The organism is Paraburkholderia sp. JHI869, assembly GCF_038900775.1.
GTDB lineage: Bacteria > Pseudomonadota > Gammaproteobacteria > Burkholderiales > Burkholderiaceae > Paraburkholderia.
In genome coordinates this window covers 1-23,049 of sequence record NZ_JAYMSC010000056.1, presented here as the reverse complement: position 1 = coordinate 23,049, position 23,049 = coordinate 1, and the positions used below count along the sequence as shown (strand labels likewise).

Annotated in this window: 21 protein-coding genes and 1 tRNA gene; 12 read left to right on the top strand and 10 right to left on the bottom strand. The window is 65.7% G+C overall.

The features are described from left to right. Positions 1-59: 59 nt before the first annotated feature. From parC to VSR72_RS42445, 3 genes are all read right to left on the bottom strand, one after another. Positions 60-2,375, bottom strand: a complete 2,316-nt coding sequence (parC, locus tag VSR72_RS42455) for a DNA topoisomerase IV subunit A (RefSeq protein ID WP_342958152.1) — start codon at positions 2,373-2,375, stop codon at positions 60-62. Between the two features lie 38 nt (positions 2,376-2,413). Beyond that, entirely contained in the window at positions 2,414-4,405 is a 1,992-nt protein-coding gene (locus VSR72_RS42450; RefSeq protein WP_342958151.1) for a DNA topoisomerase IV subunit B, read from the bottom strand. 303 nt (positions 4,406-4,708) lie between these two features. Continuing rightward, positions 4,709-6,637, bottom strand: a complete 1,929-nt coding sequence (locus VSR72_RS42445) for an ATP-binding cassette domain-containing protein (protein ID WP_342958150.1) — start codon at positions 6,635-6,637, stop codon at positions 4,709-4,711. Between the two features lie 227 nt (positions 6,638-6,864). Between VSR72_RS42445 and VSR72_RS42440 the strand changes: the two genes are divergently transcribed. The 9 genes from VSR72_RS42440 to VSR72_RS42400 all read left to right on the top strand — a co-directional run bounded on the left by VSR72_RS42440 (position 6,865) and on the right by VSR72_RS42400 (position 13,043). Further along, on the top strand, positions 6,865-7,050 hold the full coding sequence (locus VSR72_RS42440; RefSeq protein WP_342958149.1) for a rubredoxin: 186 nt from the start codon (positions 6,865-6,867) through the stop codon (positions 7,048-7,050). Positions 7,051-7,280: 230 nt separating this feature from the next. Continuing rightward, positions 7,281-7,355, top strand: a tRNA-Arg gene (locus tag VSR72_RS42435). 102 nt (positions 7,356-7,457) lie between these two features. Then, on the top strand, positions 7,458-7,730 hold the full coding sequence (locus VSR72_RS42430; RefSeq protein ID WP_342958148.1) for a hypothetical protein: 273 nt from the start codon (positions 7,458-7,460) through the stop codon (positions 7,728-7,730). A 94-nt stretch (positions 7,731-7,824) separates the two neighbouring features. Beyond that, positions 7,825-8,124 (top strand): hypothetical protein, encoded by a 300-nt coding sequence (locus tag VSR72_RS42425; protein ID WP_254336668.1) that lies wholly within the window; start codon positions 7,825-7,827, stop codon positions 8,122-8,124. Between the two features lie 172 nt (positions 8,125-8,296). Beyond that, a complete protein-coding gene (gene dcm / locus VSR72_RS42420) occupies positions 8,297-9,643 on the top strand; it encodes a DNA (cytosine-5-)-methyltransferase (RefSeq protein WP_342958147.1) in 1,347 nt (448 codons plus the stop codon). Between the two features lie 85 nt (positions 9,644-9,728). Beyond that, on the top strand, positions 9,729-10,178 hold the full coding sequence (locus VSR72_RS42415) for a very short patch repair endonuclease (protein WP_342958146.1): 450 nt from the start codon (positions 9,729-9,731) through the stop codon (positions 10,176-10,178). Positions 10,179-10,356: 178 nt separating this feature from the next. Next, entirely contained in the window at positions 10,357-10,860 is a 504-nt protein-coding gene (locus VSR72_RS42410) for a YbhB/YbcL family Raf kinase inhibitor-like protein (RefSeq protein ID WP_028205781.1), read from the top strand. A 71-nt stretch (positions 10,861-10,931) separates the two neighbouring features. Beyond that, positions 10,932-12,338: an MFS transporter gene (locus tag VSR72_RS42405; protein ID WP_342958145.1), complete on the top strand. Its 1,407-nt coding sequence runs from the start codon at positions 10,932-10,934 to the stop codon at positions 12,336-12,338. A gap of 108 nt (positions 12,339-12,446) precedes the next feature. Beyond that, the gene (locus tag VSR72_RS42400; protein WP_342958144.1) at positions 12,447-13,043 is read left to right on the top strand and encodes a hypothetical protein; all 597 of its coding nucleotides are present in this window, start codon (positions 12,447-12,449) and stop codon (positions 13,041-13,043) included. 128 nt (positions 13,044-13,171) lie between these two features. On the opposite strand, the gene otsA is transcribed toward VSR72_RS42400, so the two are convergent. The 5 genes from otsA to VSR72_RS42375 form a co-directional block, all read right to left on the bottom strand. After that, the gene (gene otsA, locus VSR72_RS42395) at positions 13,172-14,644 is read right to left on the bottom strand and encodes an alpha,alpha-trehalose-phosphate synthase (UDP-forming) (RefSeq protein ID WP_342958143.1); all 1,473 of its coding nucleotides are present in this window, start codon (positions 14,642-14,644) and stop codon (positions 13,172-13,174) included. 223 nt (positions 14,645-14,867) lie between these two features. Beyond that, positions 14,868-15,089: a hypothetical protein gene (locus tag VSR72_RS42390; protein ID WP_342958142.1), complete on the bottom strand. Its 222-nt coding sequence runs from the start codon at positions 15,087-15,089 to the stop codon at positions 14,868-14,870. Positions 15,090-15,250: 161 nt separating this feature from the next. Further along, entirely contained in the window at positions 15,251-15,481 is a 231-nt protein-coding gene (locus VSR72_RS42385; protein ID WP_342958141.1) for a hypothetical protein, read from the bottom strand. A gap of 91 nt (positions 15,482-15,572) precedes the next feature. Continuing rightward, positions 15,573-16,958 (bottom strand): sigma-54 dependent transcriptional regulator, encoded by a 1,386-nt coding sequence (locus VSR72_RS42380; RefSeq protein ID WP_342958140.1) that lies wholly within the window; start codon positions 16,956-16,958, stop codon positions 15,573-15,575. A gap of 305 nt (positions 16,959-17,263) precedes the next feature. Beyond that, positions 17,264-17,563, bottom strand: a complete 300-nt coding sequence (locus VSR72_RS42375; RefSeq protein ID WP_342958139.1) for a hypothetical protein — start codon at positions 17,561-17,563, stop codon at positions 17,264-17,266. Between the two features lie 390 nt (positions 17,564-17,953). Between VSR72_RS42375 and VSR72_RS42370 the strand changes: the two genes are divergently transcribed. The 3 genes from VSR72_RS42370 to VSR72_RS42360 all read left to right on the top strand — a co-directional run bounded on the left by VSR72_RS42370 (position 17,954) and on the right by VSR72_RS42360 (position 20,493). Further along, the gene (locus VSR72_RS42370) at positions 17,954-19,048 is read left to right on the top strand and encodes a sigma-54 dependent transcriptional regulator (protein WP_342958138.1); all 1,095 of its coding nucleotides are present in this window, start codon (positions 17,954-17,956) and stop codon (positions 19,046-19,048) included. Positions 19,049-19,417: 369 nt separating this feature from the next. Then, positions 19,418-19,930 (top strand): hypothetical protein, encoded by a 513-nt coding sequence (locus VSR72_RS42365; protein WP_342958137.1) that lies wholly within the window; start codon positions 19,418-19,420, stop codon positions 19,928-19,930. Positions 19,931-19,935: 5 nt separating this feature from the next. Further along, complete coding sequence (locus tag VSR72_RS42360) at positions 19,936-20,493, top strand: hypothetical protein (RefSeq protein WP_342958162.1); 558 nt, start codon at positions 19,936-19,938, stop codon at positions 20,491-20,493. Between the two features lie 84 nt (positions 20,494-20,577). Here VSR72_RS42360 and VSR72_RS42355 read toward each other — a convergent pair whose 3' ends face one another. Then, positions 20,578-21,927, bottom strand: coding sequence for a nitrate/sulfonate/bicarbonate ABC transporter ATP-binding protein (locus VSR72_RS42355; protein ID WP_342958161.1), 1,350 nt, complete (start codon positions 21,925-21,927; stop codon positions 20,578-20,580). A 40-nt stretch (positions 21,928-21,967) separates the two neighbouring features. Next, positions 21,968-23,049, bottom strand: a 1,082-nt coding sequence (locus VSR72_RS42350; RefSeq protein ID WP_342958136.1) for an ABC transporter permease subunit, incomplete at its 5' end; no start/stop codon positions are given.

Below are 23,049 nucleotides of genomic sequence, written 5' to 3'. Positions count from 1 at the left end.
TTCTGCGCGGCATTATTCCATGCCGCGCAGCGGTTCGCGCCAGATATGCACTGTTTTACTTACCGCGGCAACACCGGGCGCATCTCGGTCACGACCTTGAGCTTCGAATCCGGCGCGCGGCCCTTGCGAGCACGCTTGCCGATCTGCGGAGCCAGCACCGCGCCCGCCATCAGGTCCTCGCCCGCCTTGCCGCCACGGCCCGTACCCACGAGCACGACGCCCGCCGCGCTGATCGCGAGCGCCTGCACGAGCTTCTCGTTGTCGTCGAGTTGCATGAGCGTGACGCCACGCCCGCCGCCGGACAGCGTCTTCATCTCGTCGAGGCCGAACACGAGCAAACGCCCGCTCGACGAAAGACACGCCACCTGCAGCGCATCGGGCAGCATCGGCATCGGCGCGAGCGGCACGCAGCCCTCGTCGATCGTCATGAACGCCTTGCCCGCCTTCACACGGCTCACCATGTCGCCGATCTTCGCGATGAAGCCGAAGCCGTTGCTCGACGCCAGCAGCAATTGCTGTTCCGCATTCGCCGCGAAGTAATGCAGCAGATGCGTGCCCGCTTCGAGTTCGATGAGCGACGTGACCGGCACGCCGTCGCCGCGGCCGCCAGGCAGGTTCGCGATCGACACCGAATACACACGGCCTTTGCTGCCCCACGCGATGAGCGTGTCGGGCGTGCGGCACTGGAACGCCGCATAGAGACCGTCGCCGGCCTTGAAGGTGAAGCCTTGCGTATCGAGCCCGTGGCCCTTGAGCGCACGCACCCAGCCCTTCTGCGAGACGACCACCGTGACCGGCTCGTCCACCACGCGCGCTTCGAAGCTCGCGCGCTTTTCCTGCTGGATCAGCGTGCGGCGATCGTCTCCGTACTGCTTCGCGTCGGCTTCGATTTCCTTCACGATGAGCCGCTTCATCGAAGAATCGTTCGCGAGCAGTTCTTCGAGCTTGGCCTTTTCCTCGCGCAGTTCCGCGAGTTCCTTCTCGATCTTGATCTTCTCGAGCCGCGCCAACTGACGCAGACGAATTTCAAGAATGTCCTCGGCCTGGCGCTCGGACAGCCCGAACGCGCTCATCAGCGCGCTCTTGGGCTCGTCCGACTCGCGGATGATGCGGATGACCTCGTCGATATTCAGGAAGACGATCATCCGCCCTTCGAGGATATGGATGCGGTCGTCGACCTTGGTCAAGCGATGCTGCGTGCGGCGCGTGACCGTCGCGAAGCGGAAGCCGATCCACTCGCCGAGAATCTCGCTGATGCCCTTCTGGCGCGGACGGCCGTCGGCGCCGATCATCACGAGGTTCAACGACGCGTTCGATTCGAGGCTCGTGTTGGCGAGCAGTGAGTTGACGAACTCGGACTGATCGATCTTGCTCGTTTTCGGCTCGAACACGAGGCGCACGGGCGCGTCCTTGCCCGACTCGTCGCGCACGGCGTCGAGCAGAGCGAGCATGGTCTGCTTGCTCTGCAACTGCTCGGGCGTGAGCGTCTTCTTGCCGAGCTTGAGCTTCGGGTTCGTGAGTTCCTCGATCTCTTCGAGCACCTTCTGGCCCGACGTGTTCGGCGGCAGCTCGGTCACGACCAGTTGCCACTGGCCGCGCGCGAGTTCCTCGATCTTCCAGCGCGCGCGCACCTTGAGGCTGCCGCGGCCCGTCTCATAAGCTGCCGCGATTTCCGCGTCGCTCGAAATGATCTGGCCGCCGCCGGGGAAATCGGGCCCCGGCACCTTTTCCATCAGTTCCGCGTGCGTAATCTTCGGGTTCCGAATCATCGCCACGGCAGCCGCCGCGACCTCGCGCAGATTGTGCGAGGGAATTTCCGTGGCGAGACCGACCGCGATACCCGACGCGCCGTTGAGCAGCAGCATGGGCAGGCGTGCGGGCAGCGTCTTCGGCTCCTGGAACGAGCCGTCGTAGTTCGGCATGAAATCGACGGTGCCCATGTCGATTTCGTCGAGCAGCAGCTTGGCGATGGGCGTCAAGCGCGCTTCGGTGTATCGCATGGCCGCCGCGCCGTCGCCGTCGCGCGAGCCGAAATTGCCCTGGCCGTCGATGAGCGGATAGCGCATCGAGAAGTCCTGGGCGAGACGCACGAGCGCGTCGTACGCCGACTGGTCGCCGTGCGGGTGGTACTTGCCGAGCACGTCGCCCACCACGCGCGCCGACTTCACGGGCTTGGCGTTGTCGCCCAGGCCCATTTCGTTCATCGCGAAGAGAATGCGGCGCTGCACCGGCTTCTGGCCGTCGCAGACGTCGGGCAGCGCGCGGCCCTTCACCACGCTCACTGCGTAGTCGAGGTAGGCGCGTTCCGCGTAGTGGCCGAGTGTGAGCGTGTCGCCGTTCGGGGCGTCCGCCACTTCAGCAAAGAGATCGTCCATGTTTCAATCGTTCCGTAATCTTGTGTGGGCGCGTGCGCTCAGATATCCGCTTCGACTTCGTTGCCCTTCTCTTCGAGCCACGAGCGGCGCGAGGCCGCTTCGCCCTTGCCCATGAGCATCGTCATGCGCGCAACCGTCGCCTCATAGTCGAGGTCGCCGAGCGCGATGGGCGAGAGGCGCCGCGTGTCGGGGTTCATCGTCGTATCCCAAAGCTGCTCGGCGCTCATTTCGCCAAGACCCTTGAAGCGGCTGATGGTCCATTGCGTTTCGCGCACGCCGTCCTTGCGCAGCTTGTCGAGAATCGCTTCGAGTTCGCCTTCGTCGAGCGCGTAGAGCTTCTGTGCGGGCTTCTTGCCGCGCGCGGGCGCATCCACCCGGAACAACGGCGGTCGCGCCACGCACACGTGGCCGCGCTCGATCAGCTGCGGGAAATGCTTGAAGAAGAGCGTGAGCAGCAGCACCTGGATGTGCGAGCCGTCGACGTCGGCATCGGAAAGAATGCAGATCTTGCCGTAGCGCAGATTCGAAAGATCGACGGTCTCGTCGGGACTGTGCGGATCGACGCCGATCGCCACCGAAATGTCGTGCACTTCGTTGTTGGCGAACAAGCGGTCGCGCTCGGTCTCCCACGTGTTGAGCACCTTGCCGCGCAGCGGCAGGATGGCCTGGTACTCCTTGTCGCGGCCCATTTTCGCGGAGCCGCCAGCGGAGTCGCCCTCCACCAGGAAGAGTTCGTTGCGCGCGATGTCGGTCGATTCGCAGTCGGTGAGCTTGCCGGGCAGCACAGCCACGCCCGAGCTCTTGCGCTTCTCGACCTTCTGGCCCGCGCGCGTGCGCGCCTGCGCCTGCTTGATGACGAGATCGGCGAGCTTCTTGCCGTGCTCCACGTGCTGATTGAGCCAAAGCTCCAGAGCGGGACGCGAGAACGACGAGACGAGCTTCACGGCGTCGCGGCTATTCAGGCGCTCCTTGATCTGCCCCTGGAACTGCGGGTCGAGGACCTTGGCCGAGAGCACGAACGAGACGCGAGCGAACACGTCTTCGGGCAGGAGCTTCACGCCTTTCGGCTGAAGATTGTGCAGCTCGACGAAGCTCTTCACGGCCTGGAAGAGACCGTCGCGCAGGCCGCTTTCGTGCGTGCCGCCCGCGGGCGTCGGAATCAGGTTCACGTACGATTCGCGCGTGAGCGAGCCTTCCTCGCTCCACGCCACGACCCACGCGGCGCCCTCGCCTTCGGCGAAGGTGTCGTCGGTCGTGCGGGCGTCGGCGTAGCGCTCGCCTTCGAACAGCGGGATCAGCAGGTCGGCGCCGCCCATGCCTTCGAGCAGGTAGCCGCGCAGGCCGTCTTCGTACTTCCAGGTTTGTTGTTCGCCGGTCTTCTCGATGACCAGCGTGACTTCGACGCCCGGCAGCAGCACGGCCTTCGAGCGCAAGAGACGCTGAAGCTCGCCGAGCGGCAGGTTGGGCGAATCGAAGTACTTGGGATCGGCCCACGCGGTCACGCGCGTGCCGGTTTTCTTCTCGTCGCGCGCAGCGTTGCGCGTGGTGAGCGGCTTCGTGACATCGCCGTGCGAAAAGCCGATATCGGCGACCTTGCCGTCGCGCCACACGGTTACGTCGAGGCGCGTGGAGAGCGCGTTGGTGACCGAAACGCCCACGCCGTGCAGGCCGCCCGAGAAGGTATAGGCGCCGCCGGCGGCCTTGTCGAACTTGCCGCCCGCGTGCAGGCGCGTGAAGACGATCTCGACGACCGGCACTTTTTCCTCAGGATGCAGGCCGAACGGAATGCCGCGGCCGTCGTCCTCGACGGAGACGGAATGGTCGGCATGCAGCGTCACCGTGATGCGGCGGCCGTAGCCGCCGAGCGCTTCGTCCGAGGCGTTGTCGATGACTTCCTGGATGATGTGCAGCGGATTCTCGGTGCGCGTATACATGCCCGGCCGCTGCCGGACGGGCTCGAGGCCCTTGAGCACCTTGATCGACGCTTCGCTATAGCCAGTGTTTCCAGCGTTGGACTTCTTCGTTGACATGGTGATCCACAGGGGGTTGTCCGCGCGCTTGTCCACAGGTCCTGTGGACATCTGCGGGGAAAACGCGTTGAGCGTTCAAAAAAACCGATACGAAACAACGAGGTGAACCGGCTGCGCGCCGCGGTGGCAGATGCGCTCGCGGCGGCGCTGTGGTTCGCGCTGTTGTTCGAATTCGCGAGGTATTGTACTGATTTGGGCTCGTACGGCAATTTGCACAGGGGTTGGCTGGCCGAACGGATGAGCGCAGGCCGCCCATCCACTGCAAAAAAAAAAGCGGCCTTCATCAGGCCGCCTTCTCTCACATCACTTGCGCTTGCTCTCCAACTCTTCCCACCGCTCCAGCGCAACGAGCAATTCCTCGTCGATCGCCGCATAGCGTTCAGTCAGGCGCGTGCCCTCCTGCGCATCCTTCGCGAAGATCGAACCGTCCTCGATCTTCGCGCCGATGGTCTTCTGCTCCGTCTCCAGCGCCTCGATGCGCTTGGGCAGTTCCTCGAGCTCGCGCTGCTCCTTGAACGAGAGCTTCACCGTGCGCTGAGCATTGCGCCCCGCCGCGCTGTCCTTCGGCGCAGTGGCCGCAGCAGCCGCTTCCTTCGGCGCGCGCGCCTCGGCAATCTCCTGCGCGCGGGCGCTCTGCGTCTGCCAGTCGGTGAAGCCGCCCACGTACTCGCGCCAGCGCCCTTCGCCCTCGGACGCGATCACCGAAGTCACCACGTTGTCGAGGAACGCGCGGTCGTGGCTCACGAGCAGCACGGTGCCGTCGTAGTCGGTGAGCAGTTCTTCGAGCAGTTCGAGCGTCGGGATGTCGAGGTCGTTGGTCGGCTCGTCGAGCACCAGCACGTTCGCGGGGCGCGCGAACAAACGCGCGAGCAGCAGGCGGTTGCGCTCGCCGCCCGAAAGCGACTTCACGGGCGAACGCGCGCGCTCGGGCGCGAACAGGAAGTCGCCGAGATAGCTCATCACGTGCTTCTTCGCGCCGTTGATCTCGACCCAGTCGCTGCCGGGGCTGATCGTATCGGCAAGGCTCTTTTCCATGTCGAGCTGTGCGCGCATCTGGTCGAAGTACGCGACCTGCAGATTCGTGCCCACGCGCACCGTGCCTTCGTCCGGCTTCAACGCGCCGAGAATCAGCTTGAGCAGCGTGGTCTTGCCCGCGCCGTTCGGGCCGACAAAGCCGATCTTGTCGCCGCGCATGACCGTCGACGAGAAGTTGTCGACGATCGTGCGGCCGCCGTAGCGCTTGGTCACATCGGTGAGTTCGGCGACGATCTTGCCGGACTTCTCGCCTTGCGCCACATCGAGCTTCACATTGCCCTGCACGTTGCGGCGTTCCTCGCGCTCATGGCGCATCTGCACGAGGCGCGCGATGCGGCCCACGCTGCGCGTGCGCCGCGCTTCCACGCCCTTGCGGATCCACACTTCTTCCTGCGCGAGCAGCTTGTCGAACTTCTCGTTCTCCACGCGCTCGACTTCGAGCTGCTGCGCCTTGCGCTCCTGATACTGCGTGAAGTTGCCCGGATACGAGAGCAGCTTGCCGCGATCGAGTTCGACGATGCGCGTGGCCACGCGGTCGAGAAACGCGCGGTCGTGGGTGATGAAGAGCAGGCTCGAACGCTGGGCGACGAGCAGTTCCTCGAGCCAGCGGATGCCGTCGAAGTCGAGGTGGTTGGTCGGTTCGTCGAGCAGCAGGATGTCGGGCTGAACGACGAGCGCGCGGGCGAGCGCCACGCGCTTTTGCATGCCGCCCGAGAGCGCGCCCACGCGCGCGTCGCCTTCGAGGCCGATCTGCGCGAGCGTCGTGGCCACGCGCGTGCGCCAGTTCCAGGCGTCGGCATGATCGAGCGACGATTGCAGCGTGTTCATGCGCGCGAGCAGCGCGTCGTGCTCGGCGCCTTCGGGCGTGTCCGCGAGCTTGTGCGCGACCGCGTCGTATTCGTCGAGCAGCGCACGCACGTCGGCGAGACCGGAGGCGACGGTGTCGAACACCGTCGCGTCGGCGTCGAAGTCGGGCTCCTGCGGCACGTAGACGGTCGAGAGACTCTGCTGGCGCGTGACGAGCCCGTCGTCGGGCTTCGCGAGATCGGCGACGATGGTCAGCAGCGACGACTTGCCCGCGCCGTTGCGGCCGATCAGCCCGACGCGCTCGCCGGCTTCGAGCGAAAAGTCCGCGTGGTCGAGCAGCGCGACGTGGCCGAACGCCAGTTGCGCGCCTGTGATGGTGTAAAGCGACATGGATGGAAAGCGATGCGTGCGGTGGACCTGAAGCGGGCATTGTACCGGGCCGCGCAGGTCGGGCCGCGTAGGTCGGGGCGCAAGCCCCGGAATTTAGCGACCCTTTAGCGCAGCGGCACGCGATGCGTTTTCCGGTAACATCGCAGGTCGCCCGCGCCGCCCTCGTCCACTAGATAAAGGGCCGCATGACGGGCCACGCATCGAATCGACTAACCGAAGGACACGCTGTGAGTGAAGTAGTAATCGAGTACAAGAGCTGGGTCTGCCTGATTTGCGGCTGGATCTACAACGAAGAAGAAGGTCTGCCCGACGAAGGCATCGCCGCCGGCACGCGCTTCGCCGAGATTCCCGACGACTGGCGCTGCCCGCTGTGCGACGTGGGCAAGGCGGAATTCGCCGTCGTCGAGTTCTGAATGCCAGAACCCGCGACGACTCGCGGGGAAGCCATAATGCGAGTGCCAAAAGCACGCCGCCGGAGCTAAAGGGGCGTCATTTTCGAGCCCGAACACGTTTGCTATACTCTTGGCCCTGCGCCGCGATATAGCTCGGACCCGCAAGGCCGAACCGCTTCGCGCGCCGCTCCGCGCCATGACGGGTCACTTGGGAAACATGGCGATCGAACGGAGCAATGCTCGACCTCGCGCTCCCTGTAGTTCAATGGATAGAACAAGTGCCTCCTAAGCGCTAGATGCAGGTTCGATTCCTGCCAGGGGGACCAGCCGCTCGAGCACGCCGCGCCGCCAAGGCCGCAACCGGTTCGTACATCCCCGTCCCGTCTCTTTCGCGCATTCGCGCCACCTCTTTCCCGAGCAGGTTTTCCATGGACATCAACAAGCAACTCGCCGCCCTCACCGCCTCCGAACTGCAGACGGCAGGGGCCAGTCAGGCCACCGCCATCGCCGTGAGCGTGCTGCTGCGCCACCTCAATTCGCCCGAACTCGCCCGCCAGCTGGGCGCGGCGTTCGAGAACCATCAAGCCGTGATGCTGCAAACGCCCTGGCCCGAACAGATGCTGAACTCGTTCGAAGCGACGCGGCGTTTCTTCGAAAGCGCCGCTCAGGTGCAAGGCGCGACGCCGCCGGCTACCGAGTAAGCGGCGGAACAAAAAGCGTACAACCGGCAAATTAGGGGTAAGTACCGAGTCAATTTCTCCTAAAGAAGGGAAAAATAGTGCCGTAATGGCTTTCATGGACACCACGCGTCCCCTCCCCGCCGGTCATATGATGTCAACCCTCATCGACCAGGATATCGCGCACATTCGTCGCGTGATGCCCCTGTCGCTCGCCGGCGACTTCGGCGGGCCAATTCTTCCCGCGAACTACTGGCGTCAGCGGTTGCACCGCCTGCTCGACACCGGTCACGTGAACAAGGGGCAGCTGTGCGAGATCGACAGCCTGCTGCTGATCCTCGATCTGCACGAGCTGAACGTCGCCTCCGCCTCCGCAGCGCTGGCGAAGCAGGCCAACGCCGGCCCGCAACACTCCTGACCACCCCCTGAATTCGACGCTCGCACGCGCGAGGCATTCGCCTCGCGCGGCGCGCGTCTGCGCTTGCGCGGTGCTGAGGCAGTGCTGAACTACGCACGCACATCGGGAATTCCTGGTGCCGCGGGTCGACCATCGGTCATAATGTCCGCAAAAATACCCTAACGAGGACTCCGTGCACACGGCCGAACCGAGAGACCTGCTCCAGCAGGCACGCAAGCGTTTCACGCAACAGCAAATCGCCACGCACGTCGGTCGCGACGTGAAGACCGTGCGACGTTGGGAAAAAGGGGAAACGCCCTGCCCCGCGATGCTCGAAGCCGCACTGCGCGAACTGCTGCAAAGCGGCGCTCACGCCAATGGCAGCGCCGCGCGCTTTCGCTTCATCGACCTGTTCGCCGGTATCGGCGGCATCCGCAAGGGGTTCGAGGCGCACGGCGGCGAGTGCGTCTTCACGAGCGAATGGAATCCGTTCTCGCGCAAGACCTATCTGGAAAACTACGGCGAGGACCATCCGTTCATCGGCGATATCACGGCGGTGGACGCCGCCGACGTGCCCGACCACGACGTGCTGCTCGCGGGATTTCCCTGCCAGCCGTTCTCGATCGCGGGCGTGAGCAAGAAGAACGCGCTTGGCCGTCCGCACGGCTTCGCCTGCACGACGCAGGGCACGCTGTTCTTCGACGTCGCGCGCATCATCGCCGAGAAGCGGCCCGCCGCGTTTTTGCTCGAGAACGTGAAGAACCTCGTCTCGCACGATCGCGGCCGCACCTTCGACGTGATCCTTCAGGTGCTGCGCGACGAACTTGGCTATGACGTGCACTACCGCGTGATCGACGGACGCCATTTCACGCCGCAGCATCGCGAACGCATCATCATCGTCGGTTTTCGCGAGCCGACGCCGTTCTCGTGGGACGCACTCTCGCTGCCCGAAGAAGGCCCGCGGCTCGCCTCGATCCTGCACCGCACGGACGGCTGCGAGCCGCTGCTGCCCTGGGACGGCGAGCGCTTTTTCGATCACGGCGCGCGCCGCGTGCAACCGAAGTACACGCTCACGCCGGGGCTCTGGGCCTACCTGCAGCAGTACGCCGAGAAGCACCGGGCGGCCGGCAATGGCTTCGGCTTCGGCCTTGCGTTTCCCGACAGCGTCACGCGCACGCTTTCTGCGCGCTATCACAAGGACGGAAGCGAGATCCTCGTCTATCAAGGCGAAGGATTGCGTCCACGCCGCCTCACGCCGCGCGAGTGCGCGCGGCTCATGGGCCTGCCCGACACCTTCCGCATCCCGGTGAGCGACACCCAGGCGTACCGCCAGTTCGGCAACAGCGTGGTGATGCCGGTGATGCGCGAAGTCGCGCGCACGATGATGCCGCATCTCGATGCCGTGCTGGCCTCGCAGCATGAGGCGCCCGGCGCGGACGCGACGCCGGTTCCTGCCGTTGCGGACACAACGCATGCGACGCGCACACCGCGCGGCAGGCGCACTCCGGCCCCGGCGACCGCCACGGCGGGAGGCCGCTGACCGGCGCGCGCCGCAGCCAACTGAAGCGAACCGAAGCGAACCGAAGCGAACCGAAGCGAACCGAAGCGAGGCGAGGCGACAGACGATGGTGGACGTCGTCGATACCGCGACGCGCAGCCGGATGATGTCCGGCATACGTGGACGCAACACGAAGCCCGAAAAGTTGATCCGCAGTCTGCTGCACCGGCGCGGCTTTCGCTTTCGCCTGAACGTGCGCGAACTGCCCGGGCGGCCCGACATCGTGCTGCCGCGCCGGCGCGCCGTAGTGTTCGTCCACGGCTGCTTCTGGCACGGTCACAACTGCGCGCTCTTCAAGTGGCCGCAAACGCGCCCCGAGTTCTGGCGCGAGAAGATCGCGCGCAACCGGCTGAACGACGCCAGGGCGCTGGCGGCGCTCACGGCCCAGGGCTGGCGAGTGGCGGTGGTCTGGGAATGCGCGTTGCGTGGCGCGCAGCACGATCCTCAAGCCGTGGTCGAGCAGCTTGCCGCGTGGCTCGAAAACGAGTCGTCCGCATGGTTCGAGGCGCGCTCGTAGCGGGCCATCGACAAACATCGCCACAGGCGTGACATCCCGCCGATGCGCCGCGCATCTCAAGCTGCGAAGCTGGCCCTGGCCGAACATCCCGCAGTGATAAACTCGATCGAGCGGCTGCACATAAGACTCAAGCACGTAAGCGCAGCCGTCCCACAACCCGAAGCGAAGGAGACACCCGATGGCTGATTTCCGACTTTGGTCCGATGACTTTCCCAGCAACGGTTTCATGCCGAAGGCGCAGGAGTTCGACGACCGGGCCTTCGGTGTCGACGGCGACAATGTCTCGCCCGCACTGCAATGGGACGAGCCGCCCGCCGACACGCAAAGCTTCGCCCTCACCGTCTACGATCCGGACGCGCCCACGGGCAGCGGCTTCTGGCACTGGGTCGTGGTGAACATTCCACCCGATGTGCGCTCGCTCGCGCGCAACGCCGGCAAGGCCGACGGCAGCCTGCTCCCGCAGGGCGCGGTGCAGGTGCGCAACGACTACGGCACGGTGGGCTTCGGCGGCGCGGCGCCCCCGCGCGGCGACAAGCCGCATCGCTACATCTTCCGCGTGCACGCGCTCAAGGCCGCGCAACTGCCCGTCACGCCGGAAACGACCAACGCGGTGGCGCGCTTCATGACGCATCTGAACGAGGTGGATTCGACCACTTACGTCGGGCTCTACGAACTGAAATAAGCCGCCAGACCAGACCAGAAAACAACCGCCAGCCGGCGGCGCACGCCCATCGCGCGCCGCCTCTCCCGTCGATGCCCACGCTTTCCGAACGCTCCGCCAACTCCTGCGCCGACATCGAAACCGGCCTGCCCTTCCCGCAGCGTTATTACGCGATCCTCGTCGTCGCGCTCGGCATCACGCTCGCCGTGCTCGACGGCGCGATCGCCAATGTCGCGTTGCCGACCATCGCGCGGCACCTGCATGCGAGCGCGGCAAGCTCGATCTGGATCGTCAACGCGTATCAGCTCTCGGTCACCATCTCGCTGCTCCCGCTCGCCTCGCTCGGCGACCGCATCGGCTACAAGCGCGTGTATCTGGCCGGCATGGTGCTCTTCACCGTCGCGTCGCTCGGCTGCGCGCTGGCGACCACGCTGCCCCAGCTCGCGTTCGCGCGCATGGTGCAGGGCTTCGGCGGCGCGGGAATCATGAGCGTGAACACCGCGCTCGTGCGCATGATCTATCCGCGCGCGCAACTGGGCCGCGGCGTCGCCATCAATGCGATGGTCGTCGCGATCGCCTCGGCGGTCGGACCGACGCTCGCCTCGGGCGTGCTCGCCATCGCCACATGGCCCTGGCTCTTCGCGATCAACGTGCCGATCGGCATCGCCGCGCTCGCGCTGGGTCTGCGCGCGCTGCCCGAAAACGAGCGGCATCCCGCGCCCTACGACTATCTGAGCGCGGTGCTCAATGCCATCGTGTTCGGTCTCCTGATCTTTGCCGTCGACGGTCTCGGCCACGGCGAGAGCAATCGCCTCGTCGCGCTCGAATTCCTGCTCGCGATCGTGATCGGCTGGTTCTTCGTGCGCCGCCAGCTCACGCAGGCCGCGCCGCTCTTGCCCGTCGATCTGCTCGCCAACCCCGTGTTCGCGCTGTCGATCAGCACCTCGGTCTGCTCGTTCTGCGCGCAAATGCTCGCGTTCGTCGCGCTGCCGTTCATGCTGCAGGAAACCTTCGGTTTCTCGCAGGTCGACACGGGCCTTCTCATGACGCCGTGGCCGCTCGTCATCATCGGCGCGGCGCCGCTCTCGGGCGCGCTCTCCGACCGCTATCCGGCGGGCATGCTCGGCGGCATCGGTCTCGCGCTCTTCGCGCTCGGCCTGCTTTCGCTCGCCACGCTCGGCGCGCATCCCTCGGTGTTCGACATCTGCTGGCGCATGGCCTTGTGCGGTGTTGGCTTCGGCGTGTTCCAGTCGCCCAACAACCGGCAGATCCTCTCCTCCGCGCCGCGCGAGCGCAGCGGCGGCGCGAGCGGGATGCTCGGCACCGCGCGCCTCACCGGGCAGACGCTCGGCGCGGCGCTCGTGGCGCTCATCTTCGGCGTTGCGCCGCAACACGGGCCGACCGTGGCGCTTTATGTGGCGACAGCCTTCGCCGCCGTTGCGGCGGTGGTGAGCCTGCTGCGCCTGATGCCGGGCGCCGCGGCGCAGACGCCAGGTTAAGCACGGTCTAACCTTGCGCTTGCGCAGGCACTAACATGGGTTTAGGGCGTGCCGCATTCGCGGCCGCCCGGCGAGTCAACCTGCCAAATCCGGCAAAGGGGGCTTCCCATGTCACTCATAGTCGCAGGCCGGTTCACGACCTTCCCCGCTGCTGAAGCCGCCGCCGAAAAGCTGTACTCGGGCGGCTTCCTCGAAGAAGACGTCAACCTGTTCTTCGTCAATCCGCGCGGCCAGCATGCGCGCCATGCCATGCCTGACGCGGGTTTCGCCGCAGGCGCGCCGCCCACGGTTGCCGGCGTGCCAGCGCATCACACGCGCAATATCACAGCCGGTGCAGTGGCGGGCGCCGTCGTGGGCGTCGTGATCTTCAGCGCGTTCTCGGCGACGTTGCCCGCGGTCGTGATCGCGGCCGGCGTGGGCGCGTGGATCGGGGCGCGCATCGGCGCGAGTGTGGGTGCGAAAGCCACCGCGCAGCAGATGAAGGTGCACCACGAGAGGGTGCATCGCGAGACGCGCAGCGACGGCGTCCTGCTCTCGGTGCACGTTTGCTACGAGAACCAGGATCTCGCCGCGCAGTTGCTGCGTGACGGTGGCGCCGCCGATATCGAGTGCGCCTCCGGGCAATGGCACGACGGACACTGGGCCGATTTCGATCCCACCCGTCCGCCCATGCCGTTCGCCGCGCCGAGCGGCCAGCGCGCCTGAGCGCGCCGCTCGTCAGGCAGACGCAGGCGCACGCAAAAAAGCGGCGGCCCGAAGGCCGCCGCGTGGGTCCATTTGCGTCGAGAGCGCGTTGACGGCCAAAGGCGGCAAGCACGCCGCCCGGGCATCGCCTAAGCGCGCGCTGCGCGCTGCGCCTGTTCGGGCGCAGGCGTTTGCACGGAAGCTTTTCCTGCCGGCGCGGCGTTGCGCGCCTTGGCCGTAACCGATGCCGCCGTCGCGACGCTGCGCAGGTCGGCGAGGAACGTATCGCGCCACACCGAAAGATTGTTCTCGCGCAGCGACGCCATCATGTCGTTGTAGCGCGAGACGCGCTCGGCGTGCGGCATGGAGAGCGCGCGCTCCAGCGCCTCGGCCGTCTGGTTCAGGTCGTACGGATTCACGACCAGCGCGCCCGGCAACTGTTCGGCCGCGCCCGCGAACTGCGAAAGCACCAGCACGCCGGGATCTTCGGGGTTCTGCGAAGCCACGTACTCCTTCGCCACGAGGTTCATGCCGTCGCGCAGCGGCGCAACATAGCCCACTTGGGCCTCGCGGAACAGCGCCATCAGCAGGTTGCGCTCGTACTTGCGGTTCAGGTACTGGATCGGCGTCCAGTCGAGCTGCGCGAAACGCCCGTTGATACGGCCCGCTTCGCCTTCGAGATTGCGGCGGATCGTCTGGTAGGTCTGCACGTCGGAGCGCGTCGGCGGCGCGATCTGCAAGAGCGAGACGCGGCCATGCCAGCCCGGCCCGTTTTGCAGAAGACGCTCGAACGCCTGGAAGCGCTCGGCGAGCCCCTTCGAGTAATCGAGCCGGTCCACGCTCATGATCAGCTTGCGCCCGCGCATGGCTTCGCGCAGGCTGCGCACGGCCTTGCGGTCGGAGAATTGCGACGAGGCCTTGGCAATCGCGTCCGGATAGATGCCGATCGGGTACGCCCCGACCTTCAGGAAGCGGTCCCACGCGTGGACCATGCCGTCATCGCTTGCGGTGCCATGGCCGCCGCGCTCGACGTAATCGAGGAAGGCCTGGCGGTCGGCGTCGGTCTGGAACCCGACCACGTCGTAGTGGCACATGAACTTCATGAGTTCTTCGTGCGGCGGCACCGAGCGCATGACTTCGGGCACCGGCAGCGGAATGTGCAGGAAGAAGCCGATCGGGTTCTTCACTCCAAGGTCGCGCAGGCAGCGCGCGAACGGAATCAGGTGATAGTCGTGCACCCAGATGATGTCGTCGGGCTCGATGAGCGGCTGCAACTGGCGCGCGAGCGAGACATTCACGCGCAGGTAGCCGCCGTACTCCTGGCGCTCGTAGCGCGCGAGGTCGTTGCGGTAGTGGAATGTCGGCCAGAGCGTCGTGTTCGAGAAGCCCTTGTAGTACTGGTCGTAGTCACGGCGGGTCAGACCTACCGTCGCGTAGGTGACGCTGTCCTTTTGCTCGATGACCGGTGCGGACGGCTCCGCGACCGTTTCGCCGCTCCACCCGAACCACACACCGCCGGTTTCCTTGAGCGCGTCCAATACGCCGACTGCGAGCCCGCCCGCTGCGGGACGGCCCTCCTGGGTCGGCGCAACGCGATTCGATACCACGATCAGTCTGCCCATTGCGGCTCTACCTCCTGTTTCGTTGGGTCCGAAGACGATGCTCCCGGTACATACGCAAGACGCGTGCCGGTTCGGCAGGGTCTGGAGCAAAAATCTTTTCTCACAAATGACAGCGCGAGCAGATTCCGCGCGGCAAGCACGCAAGAGCGCAATAGCCCGGTGATCTGTCAGGCGCGGATTCCGGCCTGCAAACGGCGCGCGGCAAACGGCGAATCGAAGCGGATCAGGCGTCCTGTTCCGAGCCGAGATCGCGCTGGTACTCGATGCCCTCAGCCCGCGCCCCGCCTTGGTTGTGCTCGCCATCGGGCGGCACGCCTGGCACCGCGCGATTCTGGCCTGCGGGGTCCGGCGTGGCCGCCGGCGGAGGATTGCTCTTCTCTTGCGAATCGCGCGGGCCACGCTTGCCCGTATAACGTGCGGAGCGGCGCAAGGCAGGATGTCTCATGTCGATGCCTCCAGCGGAAGGCGGCCACGCGGCGGTGGCGTTTTTTATAGTCTAGGGTTCGCCGCGTGAATTCGCCGGTAAAAATGGCGGGGCTTTTGTAACTAGTACATAAAAGCCATCAGGTTCGCCTAACGGCTTTCGCATGCCATTCGAGCAAAAGCTCATGTGGCGGGCAATGCGCCACGCGAGCGGTGAAATCGAGAGGAGACCGAAGGGTCGCAACGGGCAAAACCGCGCCGCGCGTGCGGCACTTCACCCGGTGGCTCTGGCGGATCGCCGATGGGCGGCACATCGGGCTCGCCGGGCTGATCCGGCGGCGGTTCGTCGGGCTGCGGGGTATGCGCGAGCCAGGGCTTCACGCGGACGGCATCACTGGATTTGCAGCTCGGCATCTTTCGCTCCTCATCATGGACGCGAAACTCACACTGCAAGCGTCGTACCGCCCGCGCGTGCGCGCCACGCGGGCGCACACGCGAATGCGGCTCAGGCGCCGGCTACGCGCGCGGGCGCATCGCCCTTGCCGGCGCTTTCGTTGCCGTACTCCACAAGACGGTTATAGAGCGTCTTCAGGCTGATGCCGAGGATTTCCGCCGCACGCGTCTTCACACCGCCGCACTGCTCGAGCGTCGCGAGAATGAGCTGGCGATCGGCGTCGGCGAGCGAGGTGCCGAACGGGATCGTGACCGCCGTGCCCGCAATCGGTTTCGAGAGCGAGATCTGCAGCGGCACCGTGGCCGTGAAATCGCCCTCATTGCCCGACATGATGTGCGCGCGCTGCACGTAGTTCTTCAACTCGCGCACGTTGCCGGGCCACGGGTAGGCCGCCAGCATCTCGCGCACCGCCGCGGGAAACAGCTTTTTCGTGCCGTGGCGCTCGTTCAGTTCGTCGAGGAACGCCTGGGCAAGCAGCTCGACGTCCTTGCCGCGCTCGCGCAGCGGCGGCAGGCTGATCGGAAACACGTTCAGGCGGTGATAAAGGTCCAGACGCAGCTTGCCTTCGGCCACGGCCTGCTCCGGGTCGCGGTTGGTCGCCGCGATCAGGCGCACGTCGGTTTCGATTTCCTTGGTCGTGCCCACGCGCATGAACATGCCGGTTTCGAGCACGCGCAGCAGCTTCACCTGCAGCTCGATCGGCATTTCGGTGATTTCGTCGAGGAACAGCGTGCCGCCGTTCGCGCGCTCGAAGTAGCCCTTGTGCTGCCGGTCGGCGCCCGTGAACGAGCCGCGCTCGTGACCGAACATTTCGGACTCGATCAGGTTCGGCGAAATCGCGCCGCAGTTCACCGCGAGGAATTCGTGCTTGCGCCGCAGGCTCAACTGGTGAATGGTCTGCGCGGCGACTTCCTTGCCGGTGCCCGACTCGCCCACCAGCATGACCGAGGCGGGCGTGGGTGCGACGCGGCTGATCTGGTCGTAGACCTCCTGCATGGTCGGCGAATTGCCGAGCATCAGGCCAAAGCGCCCCATGCGGCGCAATTCGCCGCGCAGCGTGCCGATTTCGGCCTTGAGGTCGCCCGCGCGCGGCAAGCGGTTCAGGATCGCCTTCACGCGCTGGAGGTTGATCGGCTTGACCAGATAGTCGATCGCGCCGGACTTGAGCGCGTCGACGGCCGTCTCGACGGTCGCATGCCCGGTGATGACCACGAGTTCCACGCCCGAGCGCGGGTCGAGGTCTTCGAAAAGGTCGGTGCCACTGCCGTCGGGCAGCTTCAGGTCGGTGAAAACCACGTCCGGCGTCTGCCGCACGAGCTGGATGCGCGCCTCGCGCAGGTCGCCTGCCTGCGCGGTGGTGAGCCCGTCTTCGCTCACCACGGCGGCCAGCGCCTCGCGGGTTTGCTCGTCGTCATCGACAATCAATACATGTGGCATCGCGTCTCGTCAGCCTTGATAGGTGAATGGCTCCAAAGCGCGAGCGCCGCGCCCTTCGCAAGCGCGCCGGGCAGAGTTGCCCGGCGCCGCGGAAGTCGCGACGCACGTGATTGCGCTGCAGTGGAGTACGAAACGGTCGGACGCACGCACCAAGCGGCAAAGCTTGAATATTCGCGGTTTTGCTACATAGGAGCAACAATACCGTCAGTCGCGGGCCGCCCGAACCTCGATTGTTGTTGATATGACTATTATAGACTTATTCGAGACAAGCGGGCACGGCTCTCGCGTGCCCCGGCTACGCCCGCCTAGCTGTGCGGAAACGGCCACGGCGCGCCGTTCGCGCCATTGGCCATCCGGCCATTGATGCCGTGTTCCGACGACTCCGAGGCGCCTGCAGCCATCGCCATTTCGGGGCCCTGGCCGTTGTTGCCCGTCGTATCGGCAAGCGAGCCACCTTCGCCTTCCCAGCGGCTCAAGTCGCGATAGAAAGTTTGCCGTTGCAGGCGGTGACGCTGCGAGAAACGCCAGGCCAGCATGCCCGCCATGGCGCCAAGCGCGCCGACGGTCACCAAGGTTCCTACCAAACCACTGCGGTTCTTCGACATATCGCTCTCTCCCAGATACGCCTCGTCAAAGACGCAAGACGCGCGAGTTGATTCGAGTGGCGTCGCCCGGGGCGTGCCCAATGCGCCGCCCCTATCAACGCAGACGGCGCGAGGCTCATCAAGTTCCGCAGCAGGATGCGTGCCACGCTCGCTCGCAATGCGCAGGACAGGTCCATTGCCCTGTCGTACGCGGCAGTGGTTAAATGTTTACGCGTTTACGAGATACCACCCTCGCACACGCAAATCTCGCGGCCGTCGGAGCGGCAAGTTCCGCACCTGTCCTGGACGGCCAGCCCCGGATCGCAGGGTCTGTTCGCCGATACGCGCAAAAGCATGCCGATGCGCGCAGAAGCGTACGCCCCGCACTACCTTTGCAGGACGAACATCCCTATGGCGTCAATCGAGCCGGGCTCGCCCGCCGCCACAAAACGAAGCAGCGCAAACGCCGGAAACTCCGGACCGGACGCCGATGCGCGCGTCGCGGGACTGCAGTCGTACGGCCTGCTGTACGGCTCGTCGGCGGTCATGCTGGATCTTTACGCGCAGATCGATCGCGTGGCCGTGACCGAGGCCACGGCGCTCATCGTCGGCGAATCGGGCACGGGCAAGGAGCTGATCGCCCGCACAATCCACGCGCACAGCGAGCGCCGCGACGGCCCGTTCATCGCGGTGAACTGCGGCGCGATTCCCGACGAGCTGATCGAGGCCGAGTTGTTCGGTCACGAAAAAGGCAGCTTCACGGGCGCCGTGCAGGCGCGCGACGGCCACTTCGAGCACGCGCGCGGCGGCACGCTGTTCCTCGACGAAATCACTGAGATGTCACTGCTGCATCAGGTCAAACTGCTGCGCGCACTCGAAACCGGCGAGTACTTTCCGGTGGGCGGCAACGAAGCGATTCGCGGCGACGTGCGCATCATCGCCGCCACCAATCGCGACCCCGTGATGGCAGTGAAGGAAAACTGCTTGCGCGAGGACCTGATGTACCGGCTCGCGGTGTTTCCATTGCGCGCGCCGCCACTGCGCGAACGCGAGCGCGACCGCGAACTGCTCGCGCAGCATTTCCTCACCGAACTCAACGACCAGGAAGGCACGCAAAAGGCCTTCAGCAAGCGCGCACTCGAAACCGTGCGCAACTGGTCGTGGCCCGGCAATGTGCGCGAGCTGAAAAACGCGGTATATCGCGCGTTCATTCTCGCGGAAAAGGTCGTCGAGATCGCGCATCCGCAACTGGTGCCGCGCGTGAAGAAGCCCGTCACTCAGGGCGACGTCATGAGCGTCTGGATCGGCACGCCGCTCGCCGATGCGCAAAAGCAGATCATTCTCGGCACGCTCAAGTATTGCGGCGGCGACAAACGCCTTGCGGCGCGCACGCTCGGCGTGAGCCTCAAGACGCTCTACAACCGGCTCGGCAGCTACGGCGCCGACGACGGCGAAGCCGAAGCGTCCACCGACCCGGACACGGACACGAACACGAACGAAGCCTGATCCCCTCTCCCGCCTCACGCCTGCGTCGCGCGGCCGCTATCGCGGCACGATCGTTGCGCCGCGAGGCGCAAGGCGCAAGGCGCGCGGCAAGCCGATCAAAGATCGGCCTGCCGCGCACGCGCTTTTGCAATTTCTTGCACTTTACCTATCCCCGTTAACAATCCCGTGTTGCACAATCCGCAGCACGTTAAGTAAGCAAAACATGCTGGATATCCGCGCGACGCGGCGCTATCCGGCTCGCGGCAGGGAATCATCATGCAAGAACGAAGTGCTCGGGCGCGCGTCGCGCCATCGGTGTCAGAGGCAGTCGAGGAAACGATTGCCGGTGTGCCCCCGCTCCCCTCCGATTCCCCCCGCCGGCGACGCGTCGTGTCGCTCACGCTGCTCGCCACCGTGGCGAGCCTCGCATGCTCGGCCTGCAGTTCGCTCTACTCCGAAGGCGCGCAAACCGGCGCCGGTATCGCCGGTGCGGCGGTCGCCTCGAAAGTGACGAGCAACGCCGCCGTGGCGACCGGCATCGGCCTTGGCGCCGTTGCCGCGGCAAAGGCCGGCGTGCAGTACTCCGAGCGCGTGGTCCACACCAACACCCAGAACAGCATCGCCAAGGCGGCGGGCCCGCTCGAGGTCGGCGGCGTGGCGCCCTGGTCGATCGTGCACTCGTTCCCGATCGAGGACGACGAGCACGGCCGCGTCACGGTGAGCCGCACGATCAGCAGTGGCGCGCTCGACTGCAAGGAAATCGTGTTCTCCGTCGATCACGAGGCAACGAAGGACAAGCCCGCCTCGAGCGCGTTCTTCGTCGCTTCGGTGTGCCGCGACGGCGACAACTGGAAGTGGGCCTCGGCCGAACCCGCCACCGACCGCTGGGGCGCGCTGCAATGAACGGCATGAAGGCGCGCGCGAGTCGCGCACGGCACGCCGCAACGGATTCGTCGACGTCTCGCCCCGTGAAGCTCATCGCGCTGGCCGCGCTCTGCGCGGGCATCGCGCTCGCGGCGAGCGGCTGCTCGTCGATCGGCGCGGCGAGCGGCGCAGCCGCTGCGGCGGCCACCGGTATCGTCACGGCGAACCCTGCCGTGGGCATCGGCGTGGGCATCGCCGTGCAGGCGGCCACCGACGAAGCCGTCGGCCGCTACATGAAGCGCATGCACGCGGACCAGCAAGAGCTGATCGCCGAAACGGCCGGGCGTCTGCCCGTCGGCGGCATGGACATCTGGCGCATCAAGCACCAGTTGCCCGTGGAGAACGGCCACGGCCAGGTGCGCGTGACTCGCGCATTCTCGAACGCGCTCACGCTGTGCAAGGACTTTGTGTTCTCGGTGCAGGACGGCGAGAAGGCCGATGCGCCCGAGCAGTGGTTCACCGCGAGCGCGTGTCAGGACCAGTCGGGCTGGAAGTGGGCTACGGCCGAGCCTGCGGTGGAGCGCTGGGGCACGCTGCAATAGCCTCAACTGCAAACAAAAACGGTCGCTGGGTTCGTTCTCCCCGCGACCGTTTTTTATGCGCGCGAATGAAGCATCGCGCGTCGTTCAGGACTCCACGTCTTCGAGACTGAAGATTTCCGACTGGTCGTTGTACGAGAAGATCTCGCCATAACGGCCCCAGTCGATCACGGTGTCGAGCGTTTCTTCCGCGGCGCCATCGGAGAGAAAGTCCTCCAGTTCCTGCTCGAAGCGCACGCGCGGCGCGCGATGTCCCGGGCGCTCGTTGAGCACCTTCTTGATTCGCGCCGCGAGCGGCACGTGGCGCAGCAGATGCTCGGCGAACATCATCTTGCGCTCCTGCGTGCCGAACTCCGCAAACACGCGCGCGGGCGGCGTGAGCAGCACGTCGCCTTCGCGCACGTCGGCGAAGCCCAGGTTCTGCAGCACTTCCGCGATCGGGAACAAGTCGTCCACTTCCAGATGCAGCGAACGCGCGATTTCCGGCATATCGGCGCGGCCGTGATAGGGCGCGGCCGCGAGCGTTTCGATCAGACCGGCCATCAGGTTGGTCGAGACGCGCGGCAGCCAGCTGCCGAGTTCCAGCCCCTTCTTCGTGGTTTCGTCGGTCTGACGCGCCGTCATCTTCGCGTAGATGTCGTCCACGAGCTTGCGGAACACCGGGTCGAGACGATTACGCGGATGCTTGAACGGCACCTTGATCTCGGCCACCACGCGGCCGGGATTCGACGACAACACGAGAATGCGGTCGCACATGAATACCGCTTCCTCGATGTTGTGCGTGACGATCAGCACCGACTTGATCGGCAGACGGCCTTGCGTCCACAGGTCGAGCAAGTCGGTACGCAGCGTTTCGGCAGTCAGCACGTCGAGCGCGGAGAACGGCTCGTCCATGAGCATCAGCATCGGGTCCACCACGAGCGCGCGCGCAAAACCCACGCGCTGGCGCATGCCGCCCGAAAGCTCGCGCGGATACGCGTTTTCGAAGCCGTCCAGACCGATCAGGTCGATGGCTGCCAGCGCGCGTTCGCGGCGCTCGCGCGCGCCCACACCCTGCGCTTCGAGGCCCGCTTCCACGTTCTGCAGCACCGTGAGCCACGGGAACAGCGCGAACGTCTGGAACACCATCGACACGCCTTCGGCCGGCCCTTCGAGCGGCTGGCCGCGCCAGGTGACGTCGCCCGACGTCGGCGAGATCAGGCCCGCGATGATGCGCAGCAGCGTGGACTTGCCCGAGCCCGAGCGGCCAAGCAGCCCGACGATCTCGCCCTCGCGAAGCTGGAGATTGGCGTCGTCGAGCACGAGCAATTCGCCCTGGGACTTTTTGAAGCCCCGGCACACGTCCTTCACGTTGAGGATTTCTTCGCCTAAGCGCGGCGGGTTCGGCGCCGTCTGCACATCGCCGTGCGCGGCGCTCAGCGTCTTGGGGTTTTGCATCGCGTTACCTTCGATCATTCGTTGTTCGATCAGTCGTCGATCAGTCGAGCCGCAGACGGGACTCGGCATACGTGTACAGCGGGCGCCACAGGAGGCGGTTGAACAGCGTGACGAAGAGCGACATCACGGCAATGCCGAGGATGATCTTCGGGTAATCGCCGGCCGCCGTCGTCTGGGCGATATAGGCGCCAAGGCCGTGCGCGACGACCTTCGTGTCGCCCCACTGCACGAACTCCGCGACGATACTCGCGTTCCACGCGCCGCCGGAGGCCGTGATGGCGCCCGTGATGTAGTACGGGAAAATGCCCGGCAGCATGGCCTGACGCCACCACTGCCATCCACGAATGCGGAAGTTCTTCGCCGCTTCCTTGTAGTCGTTCGGATAGGCGCTTGCGCCCGCGATCACGTTGAACAGGATATACCACTGGGTGCCGAGCACGATCAGCGGTGACAGCCAGATGTCAGGGTTGAGGTGAAAGCGGACGATCACGATCACGAACACCGGGAACAGCAGGTTCGCCGGGAACGCCGCGAGGAACTGCGCGAGCGGCTGCACCTTCTCGGCGAGCGACGGGCGCAGGCCGATCAGCACGCCGAGCGGCACCCAGATCACCGAGGCGATGGCGATCAGCAGCATCACGCGCAGCAGCGTGATAAAGCCGAGACCGAGCACGTGCCACACCTCGTCGAGCGTGACGCCCGTGCGGACGAAGGCCACCACACGCCACACGACGAACACGGTCAGTGCGATCACGAGCACAGCCCACACGGCGTCGCCGATGCGCGCGCGCAAGCCGCCCCGGCCGCGCGCCACGGGCACGGCGAACGACACGTTCGGAAACGAGGGCAGATGGATCGGCATGCGCGCAGCCTTGGCGAAGAGCCAGCCGAGCGGCACGAGCAGTTGATGAATGAGATGAGTACGGCGAATCAGGTCGAGCAGCCACGATTCCGGCGCGTCGCCCGAACTCGTGTTTTCCATGCGGAACTTGTCGGCCCACGCCACGAGCGGGCGGAACAGGAACTGGTCGTAGGCGAGAATCACCACGATCATCGCGAGGATCACCCAGCCCACGGCGTGCAGGTTCTTCTCGGCAATCGCCTGGGCGAGATACGCGCCGA